The sequence below is a fragment of the Streptomyces sp. NBC_01476 genome (genome assembly GCF_036227265.1).
In the GTDB taxonomy this organism is placed as follows: Bacteria; Actinomycetota; Actinomycetes; order Streptomycetales; family Streptomycetaceae; genus Actinacidiphila.
In genome coordinates this window covers 5,951,208-5,967,179 of record NZ_CP109446.1, presented here as the reverse complement: position 1 = coordinate 5,967,179, position 15,972 = coordinate 5,951,208, and the positions used below count along the sequence as shown (strand labels likewise).

Here is a 15,972-nt window from a genome sequence, read left to right as displayed (position 1 = left end):
TATGGCACAGTGGGGCGGCGCAAGGGAGGTCACACGGGTGGAGCGCAGGACGGTCGGGGCGACGGCACTCCACGTGGGCGCCGTCGGTCTGGGGTGCATGCCGATGAGCTGGGCGTACAGCAGCTCGCGGCAGGACGGCGAGGAGTCGCTGCGGGCGGTGCGCACCGCGCTCGACGCGGGCACCACACTGCTGGACACCGCCGACATGTACGGCCCGTTCACCAACGAGCTGTTGCTGGGGCGGGTGTTGAAGGAGCGGCGGGCCGACGCGTTCGTCGCCACCAAGTGCGGGCTGCTGGTCGGCGAGCAGCACATCGTGGCCAACGGCAGCCCCGGGTACGTGCGCAGGGCCTGCGACGCCTCGCTGCGGCGGCTGCAGACCGACACGATCGACCTCTTCCAGCTGCACCGGGTCGACCCCGAGGTGCCGGTGGAGGAGACCTGGGGCGCGATGGCGGAACTGGTCGCGGCCGGCAAGGTCCGGGCGCTCGGCCTGTGCGCGGTCGGCGCGCGGGGCGACCGCCGCACCGGGGCCGCGCTGCACGACGAGACGATCCGCCATCTCCGGCGTATCCAGCAGGTGTTCCCGGTCGCCTCGGTCCAGGCGGAGCTCTCGGTGTGGGCCCCGGAGGCGCTGGACGAGCTGCTGCCGTGGTGCACCGCCCACGGCGTCGGCTTCCTGGCGGCGATGCCGCTGGGCAACGGTTTCCTCACCGGGACGCTCACCCCGGGCGGCGGTTTCGAACCGGACGACCTGCGCGCCCGGCATCCGCGCTTCACCGCGGAGATGATGGCCGCGAACCAGCCGATCGTGGCCGGGCTGCGGCGGGTGGCGCAGCGGTACGGTGCGACCGCCGCGCAGGTGGCGCTGGCGTGGACGCTGGCGCAGGCGCCGGGGGTGGTGCCGATACCCGGGGCGAAGTCGGCGCGGTGGACGGTGGAGAACGCGGGGGCGGCCGGGCTGACGCTGAGCGCGGCGGATCTGGCGGAGATCGCGGAGTTGCCCGCGGCGCGGGGTTCATGGGAGTAGACCGGGTCCGTCTTTTGTCCCATCCTCCAAGCCGCATAGGGCAATTCAACAAAAAGTCTTTACGAGCCTGTAACGCGCATCGCGACGCGCGTAGACCAGAGTGTCGCCAACTCCCGCTGTCCGCACCGGAATTCGAAAGGACCCATCCGTGCGTCAACGTCTTCTCCCGCTGGCCGCCTCGCTGGTGGCGGCAGTGGCATCACTCGCTGTCACCGTGCCGTCCGCCCAGGCCCACACCGCGAGACACCCCGGCGGCCACCACCCTGCCCCGAACGCCTGCTCCCCCTCGGTGACGATCGACAGCTTCACCGACAAGCTCGACAAGACCACGCTGGACGGCGTGCCGGTCGCCGAGCTGTCCGGCCTGACCTACGACACCAACGGCCATCTGCTCGCGGTGGACGACGGCTCGTACCTGTTCACCCTCGACGCCCACAGCTTCAAGCCGCTTGCCGTCCAGCCGCTGGCCAACAAGGACGGTTCGCCGCTGGACTCCGAGGCGGTGGCGGTGGACCGCGACGGCACCCGGCTGGTGACCGACGAGACCCAGCCGTCGATCGTCCGGTTCAGCCGCTCCGGGAAGCCCCTGGAGACCCTGCCGGTGCCGGACTCCCTCAAGGTGGCACCCGCCGGCCGGGCGACGCACAACCTGACCTTCGAGGGAATGGCCCTGCTGCCCGGCGACCGCACCCTGGTCGCCTCCATGGAGGGCGCGCTCACCGGCGACAGCCCCGACATCCGCCGCTTCCAGACCTGGGAGCGGGTCGGCAACTCCGACCGCTTCCGGCTCGGCCCGCAGTACGCCTTCCGGACCGACCCCGGCCTCGACATCCCCGACATCACCTCCACCGGTGACGGCCGGCTGCTCGTCCTGGAGCGGACCTACACCCCCAACGTCGGCAACACCGTCCACCTGCACGTGGCCGACCTGCGGCACGCGACCGACGTCAGCCGCATCCAGAACCTGACCGACGACCGGCGCGGGGTGCGGTTCGCCGGCGGATCGCTGCTCGCCGACATCGGCGCGTGCCCGTCACTGGGCGCCACCACCAAGCAGGTCCAGCCGAACCCGCTGCTGGACAACATCGAGGGCGTCACCGTGACCGGGCACACCCGGGACGGGCGCCTTGGGGTGCTGCTGGTCAGCGACGACAACGAGAACCCGGTGCAGACCACCCGGCTGTACTCGCTGACCGCGAAGCTGCCCCGCCCGTAAGGCCGGTGCCGCAGCCGGACGCGTGCGGACCCCGCCCCGGCGGTCCGCGCGCGCCCCGGGCGACCCCCGGGACGGCCCCGCGACCCGCACCGGGCGATCGGCTTCGCGTGGCCCGGGCCCCCGGATCCCCGGGACGGACCGGAACGCCGCGCGGGGTCGGGTCCATGTGTGGTGTGCTGGGTAGGTGACCACCGTGAAGGGAACCGCTCACCGTAACCGCCGTGCCGCACTCGGCGTGGCCGCCGCCGGGACCTCGGCGGTGCTGCTGCTGGCCGGGTGCTCGTCGAGCGGGCCGCTGCTGCCGACCGCACCGCCGTCGTCATCAGCGGCCGGCTCGACCGGGGCGAGCGCGCCCGCGACGTCCCAGCCGGCGCCGAGTGCCAGCCCTTCGCCGGCACCCGCGAAGGGTACGGCGAAGGTCACCGGGACGGTGGCGACCGGGCTCAGTTCTCCCTGGGGCCTGGTCCAACTCCCGGACGGGTCACTGCTGGTGGGCTCCCGCGACAGCGGGCGGATCTCCCGGGTCGACGTGGACAAGCACACCGTCACGCAGATCGGCACCGTGCCCGGGGTGGCCCACACGCAGGGCGGCGAGAACGGGCTGCTGGGGCTGGCGATCTCCCCTTCCTTCGGCTCCGACCACCTGCTCTACGCGTACTTCAGCACCGAATCCGACAACCGGATCGTGCGGATGCTCTACGACCCCTCGCGGCCCCGGGGCGAGCAGCTCGGGGCGCCCGACACGATCCTGCGGGGCATTCCGACCGGGACGCTGCACAACGGCGGGCGGATCGCCTTCGGGCCGGACGGCATGCTCTACGCCGGTACGGGCGAGACCGGGCAGCGCGGGCTCGCCCAGGACATGAAGACCCCGGCCGGGAAGATCCTGCGGATGACGCCGGACGGGCAGCCGCCGAAGGACAATCCGACGCCGGGCTCACTCGTCTACTCCCCCGGGCACCGCAACGTCCAGGGGCTCGCCTGGGACGCCCAGGGCAACCTGTGGGCCTCGGAGTTCGGCCAGGACACCTGGGACGAGCTGAACCTGATCAAGCCGGGCGGCAACTACGGCTGGCCCACGGTCGAGGGCATCGCCCACCACGCGGGGTTCATCGACCCGGTGGAGCAGTGGCACACCGACGAGGCGTCCCCCAGCGGGATCGCCTACGCGGCGGGCTGCGTCTGGATGGCGGGCCTGCGCGGTGAACGGCTCTGGCGCATCCCGCTCGACGGCACGAAGCCCTCGGCGGCGCCGCAGTCCTTCTTCAACGGCACCTACGGCCGGCTGCGCTCGGTGATCGCCATCGACGACCACACCCTGTTGCTGACCACCAGCAACACGGACAACCGCGGCACCCCCAAACCCGCCGACGACCGCATCCTCCGCGTCTCCGTCACCTGATCCCCGACGGAACCGCCCCACAAAGGGGCGCGAGGAACCCACCACCGCCCGACACCCGACCACCCACGGAACCGCCCCCCCAAGGGGCGCTGGGGGCACCCCCGGACGAAGTCCGGGGGAGGAACCGCGCGACCAGCCACGACGGCGCCGCACCGTGCCCCGCGACCGGCCCACCCCCCTCCCGCTCAGCCCGCCGCAGCGAACAGCTGGAGCCGGTGGGAGAGCGCAGCGGCCTCCCCCCGGGTCGAGACGGAAAGCTTCGCGAGGATGTTGGAGACGTGAACGCTCGCGGTCTTGGGCGAGATGAAGAGCTCCTCCGCGATCTGACGGTTGGTGCGGCCGTCGGCGACCAGGCGGAGCACCTCGCGCTCGCGGGCGGTGAGCCCGAGCGGATTCGCGGGCGCCTGGGTCAGGGCGAGCCGCGCCCGCTGGGCCAGCCGGGTGACGCGGTCGGCCAGTGGCGCGGCCCCCGCCGCGGACGCCGTGCCGTGCGCCGCCGCCAGCAGTCCTGCCGCGTCAGCACGCCGGTCCGCCCCGCAGCCGAGCAGCGCCTCCGCGTACCGGTACCGCACCTCGGCCAGCCGCACCGGCCGCTCCTGCTGGACGAAGGCCGCCTCCGCCGCCGCCCACAAGGACACCTCGACGCGCCCCTCCGCCCGCGCCAGTTCCGCCGCAAGCAGCAGCGCGTACGCGGCGCACAGCGACGTGGGCCGGGGCAGTTCCTCCGCCGCGCCGCGGATCCGCCGCAGCACCTCCGGCGCGGCCGGTCCCGGGCTGTCCGCCTCGGCCGCCGCGCCGGCCACCAGCAGCGGCCAGCCGAACCGGGTCGTCCCGGCCGGGAAGCCCACGTCGACCGCGGCCAGCAGCTCCCTCCTGGCGTCCTGGAAACGCCCCTGGGCAACCGCCAGTTCCAGCGCCAGCGCCCGCATCGGGATCAGATGCTGCGGCTGCGTGTCGTACCGCAGCAGCTCCGCCGCCGCCGCGTGGCCGCGCACCGCCCCTTCCGTGTCGCCGACCGCCAGCCCCACGAACGCGGTGTACATCTCGATCCCGGCCCGCAGGAACGGCCGCTCGGCCGAACACCGTGCCTCGCTCAGCGCGACCGCGGCCTCCGGGAAGCGGCCGAGCGCGTAGAGCGACTCCGCTTCGTTGGTGAGCAGCCAGGAGCGGGTGGTGTGCACCATCCCCTCGCCGATCAGCGTCCGCGCCTCCCGGCTGAGCCGCAGCGCCTCCGCCGACCGGCCCGCGCCCTCCAGCACCGACGAGAGGTTGCCGTAGGTGCGGGCGACGAGTCCGGGCGACGGTTCGCCGGCGAGCAGCCGCCGTACCTCCTCGACCTCGGCCAGGCCGCCTTCGATGTCGCCGCCGTCCGCCTGCAGCAGCCCGAGGGTGACCCGGGCGTGCAGTTCGGTGTCGCGGGCGCCGGCCAGGCGGGCGAGTTCGACCGCGCGGCCGGCCGCCGCGACGCCGTCGCTGCCGGACTTGTGCACCGCGATCCAGCCCGCGATCATCGCCATCACCTCGGCGTGCGCGGCTGACGGGGGCAGCCCGCGGACCAGCTCCCGGGCCCTGGACAGTTCCTCCCAGCCGTCGCCGCGGCCCAGGTCCTCGGTGAGCCGGGACCGCTGGGACCAGAACCAGGCGGCCCGCAGCGGATCGACGGTCCCCTGCCGCTCCATCTGCCGCAGGGCCCGCTTGGCCATCGCGTAGGCCCGTTCGGGCTCCGCGCCGAGCCGGGCGGCGACGGTGATCTCGGCCAGCAGGTCGAGGAAGCTCAGCGGGGTGGCGGCGTCGCACGTCTCGCACGAGGGATACGCCTCGGCGTAGTCCAGCGGCCGCAGGGCCGCCCGTACCTCCCCGGGTGCTTCGTCCCACAGCTCCAACGCCCGCTCCAGCAGCCGGAACTGCTCGGCGTAGGCATGCCGGTGCCGGGCCTCGACGGAGGCGCGCAGCACCGCGGGCAGCGCCTTGGCGGGGTCGTGCGCGGCGTACCAGTAGGTGGCCAGCCGGGTGGCGCGTTCGTCGGCGCGGACCAGCGACGGGTCCGCCTCGATCGCCTCGGCGTACCGCCGGTTGATCCGGCTGCGCTCCCCCGGCAGCAGGTCGTCGCCGACCGCCTCGCGGACCAGCGAGTGCCGGAAGCGGTAGCCGTCGCCGCTGTTGTCGGGCAGCAGGATGTTCGCTCCCACCGCGCCGCGCAGCGCGTCGATCAGCTGGTCCTCGCCGAGCCCGCAGATCGCTGCGAGCAGCCGGTACTCGACGGTGTTGCCGCCTTCGGCGACGAACTTCGCGACCCGCTGGGCGTCGTCGGAGAGCGCCTCGACCCGGACCAGCAGCAGGTCCCGCAGCGATGCGCTGATCCCGGCGGTGGCGCAGCCGCCGCGGATGCCGCACGCCAGCTCCTCGACGAAGAACGGGTTCCCGTCGGAGCGGGCGAAGACCTTGTCCACCACGGCATCCTCGGGCTCGACCGCGAGGATCGCGGCGAGCTGGCGGCGCACCTCGTCGTGGCTGAACCGGGACAGCTCGATGCGCTCCACGGTCCGCAGCCGGTCGGTCTCGGCGAGGAACGGCCGCAGCGGGTGGCGGCGGTGGATGTCGTCGGCGCGGTACGTGGCCGCGACGACCAGCCGGGCGCGCTGGAGCGAACGGAAGAGATACGCGAGCAGTTCGCGGGTGGAGCGGTCCGCCCAGTGCAGGTCCTCCACCACGACCACCAGGGTGCGGTCGGCGGCCAGCCGCTCCAGCAGCCGGGCGGTGAGTTCGAAGAGCCGGACCCGGCCGTCCTCGTCGTGCGGGTCCCGGGCGGCGCGCCCGGCGGTGCCGGGGACACCCAGCTCCGGCAGCAGCCGGGCGAGGTCGGCCTCCTGGCCGGCCGCGGCGGCCGTCAGCTCCGCGCCGAGCGCGCCGTACAGGGCGCGCAGCGCGGTGGAGACCGGCGCGAACGGCAGTCCGTCCGCGCCGATCTCCACGCACGCCCCGACCACGGCGACCGCGCCGCCCGCCCGGGCGGCGGCCAGGAACTCCTCGGTGAGGCGGGTCTTGCCGACGCCCGCCTCACCGCCGATCAGCACCATCTGCGGCCGGCCCCCGTGGGCTGCGGACAGTGCGGAGGCAAGCCTGGTCAGCTCGGCGTCACGGCCGATGAACACGGGGCTGAGGGACTGCGTCTGCACACCGTCGAGCATGTCACGCGGGTCCGGCGCCACGACAGCGATTACTCCGGTGGTCATGCGGCGCCGCGCGGGTGCGGCGCCCGGCGCAGCCGGCCGAGGGGGCGGCGGTGCGAGCCCGGGGAAGGCGCCCCCTCGGCGTCGGTGCGTACCGCCGAGCGGGCCTGGGCCCGGCGGGCGCGGCGCCGGGCGGTACGGGCCGCCTTGGCGTCGCGGGCCAGCCGCCACTCCGCGGCGCGCCGCTGGAGCTCGCTCTGGCGGGCCTGCTGCAGTTCGTAGGCGAACATCCTGTCTTCTCCTTGGATCCGGCTGCTGTTTTCTGTACTCAGCCTGGTCTCCAAGGGGGGTCCCCCACATCGGGCACCTTCCCGAACTTCCGCGGGCCCCGGGTACTCAGGCGCCCGCCTCATCCGCCGGGCGAGTGCCTTAGACGGCGGTGGAACGGCATAGGGCGGTACCCCGTCGGTACGGGATACCGCCCTGGTGGCAGTCTTGCGCCGGTGCGGATGAGCGCCGGATCAGCCCTGCGTCAGCCCTGCGTCAGCCCTGCACGCCCAGCTTCTCCAGCACCAGCTCGCGTACGCGCTTGGCGTCCGCCTGGCCGCGGGTCAGCTTCATGACCGCGCCGATCAGCGCGCCCACCGCGCCCATGTTGCCGCCGCGGATCTTCTCGGCGACGGCCGCGTTGGCCTCGATCGCCTGGTCCACCGCGGCGCCGAGCGCCCCGTCGTCGGAGACGACCTTCAGACCGCGCTTGTCGACCACCTCGTCCGGCTCGCCCTCGCCGGCCAGTACGCCCTCGATGACCTGGCGGGCCAGCTTGTCGTTGAGGTCACCGGCCGCGACCAGTGCCGAGACCCGGGCCACCTGCGCCGGGGTGATCGGCACCTCGGCCAGTTCGGTGCCGGACTCGTTGGCGTGCCGGGCCAGCTCGCCCATCCACCACTTACGGGCCGAGGCGTCGTCGGCGCCGGCGTCGATGGTGGCCAGGATCAGGTCGAGGGCGCCGGCGTTGAGCACCGACTGCATCTCGTGGTCGGCGATGCCCCAGCTCTCCTGGAGGCGCTTGCGGCGCAGCCGCGGCAGCTCGGGCAGGCCGTCGCGGAGCTTCTCGACGACCTCGCGGGGCGGTGCGACCGGCACCAGGTCGGGCTCGGGGAAGTACCGGTAGTCCTCGGCCTCCTCCTTGATCCGGCCGGACGTGGTGGAGCCGTCCTCCTCGTGGAAGTGCCGGGTCTCCTGGACGATGGTGCCGCCGGAGGAGAGCACCGCGGCGTGCCGCTGGATCTCGTACCGGGCGGCCCGCTCGACGCTGCGCAGCGAGTTGACGTTCTTGGTCTCGCTGCGGGTGCCGAACTTCTCCCGCCCGTGCGGGCGCAGCGACAAGTTGACGTCGCAGCGCATCTGGCCCATCTCCATCCGGGCCTCGGAGACGCCCAGCGCCTTGATCAGCTCGCGCAGCTCGGCGACGTACGCCTTGGCGACCTCGGGCGCCCGCTCACCGGCGCCCTCGATCGGCTTGGTGACGATCTCGATCAGCGGGATACCGGCCCGGTTGTAGTCCAGCAGCGAGTGCGAGGCGCCGTGGATCCGGCCGGTCGCACCGCCGATGTGGGTGGACTTGCCGGTGTCCTCCTCCATGTGGGCGCGCTCGATCTCCACCCGGAAGACCTCGCCGTCCTCCAGTTGGACGTCCAGATAGCCGTTGAAGGCGATCGGCTCGTCGTACTGCGAGGTCTGGAAGTTCTTCGGCATGTCCGGGTAGAAGTAGTTCTTCCGGGCGAAGCGGCACCACTCGGCGATCTCGCAGTTCAGCGCGAGGCCGATCTTGATCGCGGACTCCACGCCGATCTCGTTGACCACCGGCAGCGCGCCGGGCAGGCCCAGGCAGGTCGGGCAGGTCTGCGAGTTGGGCGGGGCGCCCAGTTCGGTGGAACAGCCGCAGAACATCTTGGTTCTGGTGCCGAGTTCGACATGGACCTCAAGGCCCATCACCGGGTCGTACGACGCCAGTGCGTCCTCGTAGGACAGCAGATCCGTGACGGTCACAGTCCTCTTACCTCTCGATCCTCAGGTCAGTCCGTCAGGATGTCGTCGTCGTTCATCCGGCGCAGTTCGCGGACGAGCAGGACGACCCCGGTGGCGATGGCGGCGGCGCTGACGACGGCGTCCACCAGCTTGAGCGTGTCGCTCTCGCCGCGTGCGGCCCTGGCCCGCTTGATGTTGGTGACGGCGCTGATCAGCGAGGTGCCGATGGCCAGGTAGGTGCCGGGCTTGCTCTTCTTGAAGCCCTTGGCCTTGGCGACGGTGCTCTTCTTCTCGGCGCTCTGCTTGGTGCTCACAGCTGGGGTGCCTCCTCGAGTAGCGGGTGGCCCCACTTCGAGACGAAGGCGGCCTCGACGGCGGCGCCCACCCGGTACAGCCGGTCGTCCTTGAGTGCGGGCGCGATGATCTGCAGGCCCACCGGGAGACCATCCTCCGGGGCGAGGCCGCACGGCAGGGACATGGCCGCGTTGCCTGCCAGGTTGACCGGGATGGTGCACAGGTCGGCGAGGTACATCGCCAGCGGGTCGTCGGCGCGCTCGCCGATCGGGAAGGCGGTGGTGGGGGTGGTCGGCGAGACGATCACGTCGACCTGCTCGAACGCCTTCTCGAAGTCCCGGGTGATCAGGGTGCGGACCTTCTGCGCCGAGCCGTAGTAGGCGTCGTAGTAGCCGGAGCTCAGCGCGTACGTGCCGAGGATGATCCGGCGCTTGACCTCGGGCCCGAAGCCGGCCTCGCGGGTCAGCGCGGTGACCTCCTCGGCGGAGTGGGAGCCGTCGTCGCCGACCCGCAGGCCGTAGCGCATCGCGTCGAAGCGGGCCAGGTTGCTGGAGCACTCCGAGGGGGCGATCAGGTAGTACGCGGCGAGCGCGTAGGTGAACGACGGGCAGGAGAGCTCGACGATCTCGGCGCCCAGCTCGCGGAGCAGTTCGACCGACTCGTTGAACCGCTGGACGACACCGGACTGGTAGCCCTCGCCGCCGAATTCCTTGATCACGCCGACCCGCAGGCCCTTGACGTCGCCGCTGCGGGCGGCCTCGACCACCGGCGGGACGGGGAGGTCGACGGAGGTGGAGTCCAGCGGGTCGTGCCCGGCGATCACCTCGTGGAGCAGGGCCGCGTCCAGCACGGTACGGGCGCAGGGGCCGCCCTGGTCGAGCGAGGAGGAGAAGGCGACCATGCCGTAACGGGAGACCCCGCCGTAGGTCGGCTTGACGCCGACGGTGGCGGTGACGGCGGCGGGCTGCCGGATGGAGCCGCCGGTGTCGGTGCCGATGGCCAGCGGCGCCTGGTACGAGGCCAGGGCCGCGGCGCTGCCGCCGCCGGAGCCGCCGGGGATCCGGGTGAGGTCCCAGGGGTTGCCGGTGGGGCCGTAGGCGCTGTTCTCGGTGGAGGAGCCCATCGCGAACTCGTCCATGTTGGTCTTGCCGATGATCACCACGCCGGCGGCCTTGAGCTTCTTGGTGACCGTGGCGTCGTACGGCGGGATCCAGCCTTCGAGCATCTTGGAGCCGACGGTGGTGGGGACGCCCTCGGTGGTGAAGATGTCCTTCAGCGCCAGCGGGACGCCGGCCAGCGGGCCGAGCGGTTCGCCGGCGGCTCGCTTGGCGTCCACGGCGCGGGCCTGGGCCAGCGCGCCCTCGCGGTCCACGTGCAGGAAGGCGTGCACCTTCTCGTCCACGGCTTCGATCCGGGCGAGGTGGGCCTCGGTGACCTCGACGGCGGTGAGCTCGCCGGCGGCGATCTTCGCGGCGGTCTCGGCGGCGGTCAGCCTGATGATGTCGGTCACGACTCCTCCCCGAGGATCTGCGGGACCTTGAAACGCTGCTGTTCCTGCGCGGGGGCGCCCGACAGGGCCTGCTCCGGGGTGAGGGACGGCCGTACGGTGTCCGGTCGCATCACATTGGTCAGCGGCAGCGGGTGCGAGGTCGGCGGCACGTCCTGCCCGGCCACCTCCGATACCCGGGCGACCGCCCCGATGATGTCGTCGAGCTGCTGTGCGAAGTGGTCCAACTCTTCGCCGGACAGCTCCAGCCGGGCGAGCCGCCCGAGGTGGGCGACTTCCTCGCGCGTGATGCCAGGCATGCGTTTGCGATCCTCTGCGGGGTTGGGTGTCGTCAGTGCGACTCAATCCTACGTTCCCACCCCCAACCCCCCGCACCCGCTTTCCCCCGCCGCGCCGCCGCTGGCGGTGACCGGCGGACCGCGACCCCGCTGGCCGCCGGTTCGGCACCGCCGGCAAGGCACGATCCGCGTCCCGCCGCGGCGGCGGAGCAAGGGGGCGCCCTCTCGCCCCCAGCAGCCCCCGGGGTGAAGAGCGCCGACGCCCGGAACCGTTTTTCCGCCGCGGCGGCGGGACGGCCGACGGCGCGGGAACCGGCGGTGTCCGGCGGACCGCAACCCGCTGGCCGCCGGTTCGGCACCGCCGGCAAGGCACGATCCGCGTCCCGCCGCGGCGGCGGGGCAAGGGGGCGGGCCCGCCGGGGGGCTAGGTGGGGCGGGCGGAGGGGCGGGCGTCGGCTATGGGGGCGTGTTCGGGTTCGGGCTCGGGCGGGGGGAGGAGGGCGGGGCGCTGCCAGCCGCGGGTGCCGCGGGCACGGAGCCACGCCGTGGCCTCGTCCGGCGGCATCGCCGCGGCGACCAGCCACCCCTGCACCGCATCGCACCGCAGCTCCCGCAGCCGCTCCCACGTCTCGTCGTCCTCGACGCCCTCCGCGACGACGAGGAGCCCCAGCGAGTGCGCCAGGTCGATCGTGCAGCGGACGATCTCCGCGTCCTCCGGGTCGATGACCAGCCGGGCCACGAACGACCGGTCGATCTTCAGCTCGCTCACCGGCAGCCGCCGCAGATGCACCAGCGAGGAGTACCCGGTCCCGAAGTCGTCGAGCGACATCTTCACGCCGTGCCCGGTCAACCCGTTGAGCGTGTCCGCGGCCTGCTGCGGATCCTCCAGGAGAACCGTTTCGGTGATTTCCAACTGCAGTGATCCCGGCGGCACTTGATGCCGCGCCAGCCGCGCGGCGACCGCCCCGGCGAACCCCGGACTGTGCACGTCGCGCGGCGACACATTCACCGCGACCGGCACATCGAGCCCCATCGCCCGCCACTTGGCGATCTGCGCCAGCGCCGTCTCCAGCACGTACTCCGTGAGCTGCGGCATCAGCCCGGACGTCTCGGCCATGCCGATGAACTCCTCCGGGTTCACCCGCCCCCGCTCCGGATGCACCCACCGCACCAGCGCCTCCAGCCCGGCCACCTGCCCGTCGAAGCGGACCTTCGGCTGGTAGTGGAGTTCGACCTGCCCGGAGTCCAGCGCCCTGCGCAGATCCCCCAGCAGCCCGAGCCGGTCGGGCGTGTTGGCGTCCCGCTTCGCCTCGTACACCTCGGCGCCGCTGCGGTCCCGCTTCGCCTGGTACATCGCCACGTCCGCCCGCCGCAGCAGCCCTTCCGCGTCGACCGCGTGGTCGGGGAAGACCGCGACCCCGGCGCTGGCCTCCAGCTCCAGGGTCAGTCCGTCCAGGCTGAGCGGTGACCCGAGGGCCGCCACCAGTGCCCTGGCCACCCGCTGCGCCCGGGTCGGAGAGTCGCAACTGGGCAGCAGCACCGCGAACTCGTCCCCGCCGAGCCGGGCCGCCTCCGCGCCCCGCGGCAGCGCGAGGCGCAGCCGGTCGGCGATCTGCAGCAGCAGGCGGTCACCGGCCAGATGCCCGAGCGTGTCGTTGACCGAGCGGAACTTGTCCAGGTCGATCAGCACCAGGGCGACCCGCTCGCCTTTCTCCTGCGCGGTGTCGAGGGCGCTCCACGCCCGCTCCAGCAGCCACTGGCGGTTGGGCAGGCCGGTCAGCGGGTCGCGCAACTGCTCCTCGGCGCGGGCATGCGCGATCCACATCGTGGAGTCCAGCGCGATCAGCGGCACCGCGAAGAGCGGGAGCAGCAGCGGCCGGTCGCAGCCGACCACCAGGATCAGCGGTGCGATGCCGAGCAGCGCGCCGCCCACCATGCCCTGCCGCAGCAGCGCGGTCCTGGCCACGGTCGGCAGTCCGCCGCCGCGCGGGGCGAAGGTCCACCACAGCAGCGCCCGGGTGCCGGCCAGGTACGCCAGCGCGGCGACGACGATGATGCCGGTGGCGGACGGGGTCCACTCGTCGGGCCGCCACGGGTTCTCCACCGAGGGGTGGGCACCGAAGAGGTCGAGGACGACCGCGCCGGCCCCGATGCCGAGGATGTCGATGGCGGCGTGCAGCGCGGCCTGCCGCCACCGGTGCCGGCGGGCGGCGCCGACCAGCAGCACCACCGCGAGGCTGACCAGCACGGCGGGCACCCAGCCGTAGAGCAGCAGTACCGCCAGCGTGAGGGCGGCGCCGGAGCCGGTGCCGCCCCACCACCGGTCGCGGCCCATGGCCACCAGATGGCCGACGATGATCCCGGTGAGTACGGCGAAGGCCCAGCCGATGGTGCCGCCGGGGAAGAGCGCACTGCCGTGGTGCAGCATCCGGATCACACAGACCGTCAGCGCGCCTGCGGCCACTGCCGGTACGGCCATGCGGAGGAAGGGCCGGGGGACCGCGGGGAGTACGGGCACGGGTGGGCTGCCGGCCAGCGGCACCCCTCCGGCGCTCTCCGTCGCTTCCATGCCCGTCCCTCTCCCAGCCTGGTGACGCAGGTGACCCGCCACGCCGGAGCCCTCGGCCCCGGCCTCCCGGCCGGCTGCAAGGTTGGTTCCCGGCGGGCGCGCTCCTCAACAGTAGGCCGGAAGACGCCCCCTCGGGCACCGATCCGCTGCCATTGCCCGAATGGGAGCAGGGCAATCACCGTATTCTGATATGGGCCGATCGGGTGACATGTTCGGGTTATTCCGCTGGATTCGCCTCTTCTTCTGCTGCGGATTCCACCGGATTCACCGCGCGCTCCCGCGCGGCGTCTGCGCCCTGCCCGAGCAGCACCTCGAAGCCTTCCTCGTCCAGGACCGGCACCTTCAGCTGTACTGCCTTGTCGTACTTTGAGCCGGGGTTGTCCCCGACCACCACGAAGTCCGTTTTCTTGGAAACCGCGCTGGTGACTTTCGCGCCTCTGCTGCCCAGGGCCTCTTTTGCGCCATCCCGGGTATGCCCGGTCAGCGTTCCGGTGACCACCACCGTCACCCCTTCGAGTGGCCTCGGCCCTTCGTCCGAACCCTCCTCGGTGAACGTCACCCCGGCGGCCCGCCACTTCTCGATGATCTCCAGATGCCAGTCCTCGGTGAACCACTGCTTCACCGACGCGGCGATGGTCGCCCCGACACCGTCGACGGCGGCGAGTTCCGCCTCCTCGGCGTTCCTGATCCGGTCCAGGTCGCGGAATTCGCGGGCCAGCGCCTCGGCCGCGACCGGGCCGACATGGCGGATCGACAGACCGGTGATGATCCGGGCCAGCGGGCGGTCCTTGGCGGCCTGGATGTTCTCCAGCATGGCCAGCGCGTTCTTCTTCGCCTCGCCCTTCTGGTTGGCGAAGAAGGTGACGGTCTTCGGCTCGCCGGTCTCCGGGTCGCGTTTGGGCAGGCCGGTGTCCTGGTCCAGGACGTAGGAGCGGATCGGCAGCAGTTCCTCGATCTTCAGGCCGAAGAGGTCGCCCTCGTTCTCCAGCGGGGGCTTCTGCGGCTCCAGCGGCTGGGTGAGCGCGGTGGCCGCCACATATCCGAACGCCTCGATGTCCAGGCAGCGGCGGCCGGCGAGGTAGTAGAGCCGCTCGCGCAACTGGGCGGGGCAGGTGCGGGCGTTGGGGCACCGCAGGTCGATGTCCCCCTCTTTCATGGGCTGCAGCGGGGTGTGGCACTCGGGGCACTCGGCGGGCATCACGAACTCCCGCTCGCTGCCGTCCCGCAGGTCCGCCACCGGGCCGAGGATCTCCGGGATCACGTCACCGGCCTTGCGCAGCACCACGGTGTCGCCGATGAGGACGCCCTTCTTCTTGACGACCTCCTGGTTGTGCAGGGTGGCGAACTCGACCTCGGAGCCGGCCACCGTCACCGGCTCCACCACCGCGTACGGGGTGACGCGGCCGGTGCGGCCGACGCCGACCCGGATCTCCACCAGCTTGGTGTTGACCTCCTCGGGCGCGTACTTCCAGGCGATGGCCCAGCGCGGTGCCCGGGAGGTGGAGCCGAGCCGGCCCTGCAGCGGGATCTCGTCGACCTTGACCACCACGCCGTCGATCTCGTGCTCGACGTCGTGCCGGTGCTCGCCGTAGTAGGTGATGAACTCCCGCACCTCGTCGAGCGAGCCGACCACCTTGTTGTGGCGGGCGGTGGGCAGGCCCCATGCGTGCAGCAGTTCATAGGCGTGCGACTGGCAGTCGATGGTGAAGCCCTGGCGGGCGCCGATGCCGTGCACCACCATCCGCAGCGGGCGGCCCGCGGTGATCCGGGGGTCCTTCTGCCGCAGTGAACCGGCCGCCGCGTTCCGCGGGTTGGCGAAGGGCTTGTCGCCGCCCTCGACCAGCCGGGCGTTCAGCTCCTCGAACTTCTCGCCGGGGAAGTAGACCTCGCCGCGGATCTCCACCAGTTCGGGCACCTTGTCGCCGGCCAGCCGGTCGGGGATGCCGGTGATGGTCCGCACGTTGGGGGTGATGTCCTCGCCGGTGCGGCCGTCGCCGCGGGTGGCGGCGCGGGTCAGCCGGCCGTTCTCGTAGGTGAGGTTGACGGCGAGGCCGTCGACCTTCAGCTCGCACAGGAAGTGGTACGGGCTGCGGTCGTTGTCCGGCGGGCCCAGCTCGGCGGCCACCCGGTCGGCCCAGGTGGAGAGTTCCTCGTCGGTGAAGGCGTTGTCCAGCGACAGCAGGCGCTCGCGGTGCTGGACGGAGGTGAACTCGGTTTCGTACGCCCCGGCGATCTTCTGGGTGGGCGAGTCGGGGGTGCGCAGGCCCGGGTGCTCCTCCTCCAGCGCTTCCAGCTGCCGCAGGAGCCTGTCGAAGTCGGCGTCGCTGACGACCGGTGCGTCATTGACGTAGTAACGGAAGCGGTGCTCCTCGATCTGCTCGGCCAGCCGGGCGTGCCGCTCCCGGGCCTCGGCGGGGATCTCCGCGGGCTGTGCGTCCTCCAGGGCTGCCACGATTCCGTCCTTCCTCGGTCAGG

Annotated in this window: 11 protein-coding genes; 3 read left to right on the top strand and 8 right to left on the bottom strand. The window is 72.6% G+C overall.

Translation table 11 applies throughout. The features are described from left to right. The first annotated feature begins 37 nt into the window (after positions 1-37). The 3 genes from OG552_RS26160 (at position 38) to OG552_RS26150 (ending at position 3,648) form a co-directional block, all read left to right on the top strand. Positions 38-1,030: an aldo/keto reductase gene (locus tag OG552_RS26160; RefSeq protein ID WP_329136950.1), complete on the top strand. Its 993-nt coding sequence runs from the start codon at positions 38-40 to the stop codon at positions 1,028-1,030. A gap of 148 nt (positions 1,031-1,178) precedes the next feature. After that, on the top strand, positions 1,179-2,246 hold the full coding sequence (locus tag OG552_RS26155) for an esterase-like activity of phytase family protein (protein ID WP_329136949.1): 1,068 nt from the start codon (positions 1,179-1,181) through the stop codon (positions 2,244-2,246). 235 nt (positions 2,247-2,481) lie between these two features. Continuing rightward, entirely contained in the window at positions 2,482-3,648 is a 1,167-nt protein-coding gene (locus OG552_RS26150; RefSeq protein WP_443071198.1) for a PQQ-dependent sugar dehydrogenase, read from the top strand. Positions 3,649-3,833: 185 nt separating this feature from the next. Here the strand turns inward: OG552_RS26150 and OG552_RS26145 are convergent, their stop codons facing one another. From OG552_RS26145 to ligA, 8 genes are all read right to left on the bottom strand, one after another. Then, on the bottom strand, positions 3,834-6,881 hold the full coding sequence (locus tag OG552_RS26145) for a helix-turn-helix transcriptional regulator (protein ID WP_329136945.1): 3,048 nt from the start codon (positions 6,879-6,881) through the stop codon (positions 3,834-3,836). After that, positions 6,878-7,108 (bottom strand): hypothetical protein, encoded by a 231-nt coding sequence (locus OG552_RS26140; RefSeq protein WP_329136943.1) that lies wholly within the window; start codon positions 7,106-7,108, stop codon positions 6,878-6,880. Before OG552_RS26140 ends, OG552_RS26145 begins: the two co-directional genes overlap by 4 nt. A gap of 253 nt (positions 7,109-7,361) precedes the next feature. Next, positions 7,362-8,870 carry an Asp-tRNA(Asn)/Glu-tRNA(Gln) amidotransferase subunit GatB gene (gene gatB / locus OG552_RS26135; protein ID WP_329136941.1) on the bottom strand — a complete coding sequence of 503 codons (1,509 nt, stop codon included), beginning with the start codon at positions 8,868-8,870 and terminating at the stop codon, positions 7,362-7,364. A gap of 26 nt (positions 8,871-8,896) precedes the next feature. Next, positions 8,897-9,163: a hypothetical protein gene (locus OG552_RS26130; protein ID WP_329136939.1), complete on the bottom strand. Its 267-nt coding sequence runs from the start codon at positions 9,161-9,163 to the stop codon at positions 8,897-8,899. Beyond that, on the bottom strand, positions 9,160-10,653 hold the full coding sequence (gatA, locus tag OG552_RS26125) for an Asp-tRNA(Asn)/Glu-tRNA(Gln) amidotransferase subunit GatA (RefSeq protein ID WP_329136937.1): 1,494 nt from the start codon (positions 10,651-10,653) through the stop codon (positions 9,160-9,162). The genes OG552_RS26130 and gatA overlap by 4 nt, the downstream gene beginning before the upstream one ends. Next, positions 10,650-10,949, bottom strand: coding sequence for an Asp-tRNA(Asn)/Glu-tRNA(Gln) amidotransferase subunit GatC (gatC, locus tag OG552_RS26120; RefSeq protein WP_329136935.1), 300 nt, complete (start codon positions 10,947-10,949; stop codon positions 10,650-10,652). The genes gatA and gatC overlap by 4 nt, the downstream gene beginning before the upstream one ends. 403 nt (positions 10,950-11,352) lie before the next feature. Further along, positions 11,353-13,497, bottom strand: a complete 2,145-nt coding sequence (locus OG552_RS26115) for a putative bifunctional diguanylate cyclase/phosphodiesterase (RefSeq protein WP_329136933.1) — start codon at positions 13,495-13,497, stop codon at positions 11,353-11,355. A gap of 217 nt (positions 13,498-13,714) precedes the next feature. Then, the gene (gene ligA / locus OG552_RS26110; RefSeq protein ID WP_329136931.1) at positions 13,715-15,949 is read right to left on the bottom strand and encodes an NAD-dependent DNA ligase LigA; all 2,235 of its coding nucleotides are present in this window, start codon (positions 15,947-15,949) and stop codon (positions 13,715-13,717) included. Between the last annotated feature and the right edge of the window lie 23 nt (positions 15,950-15,972).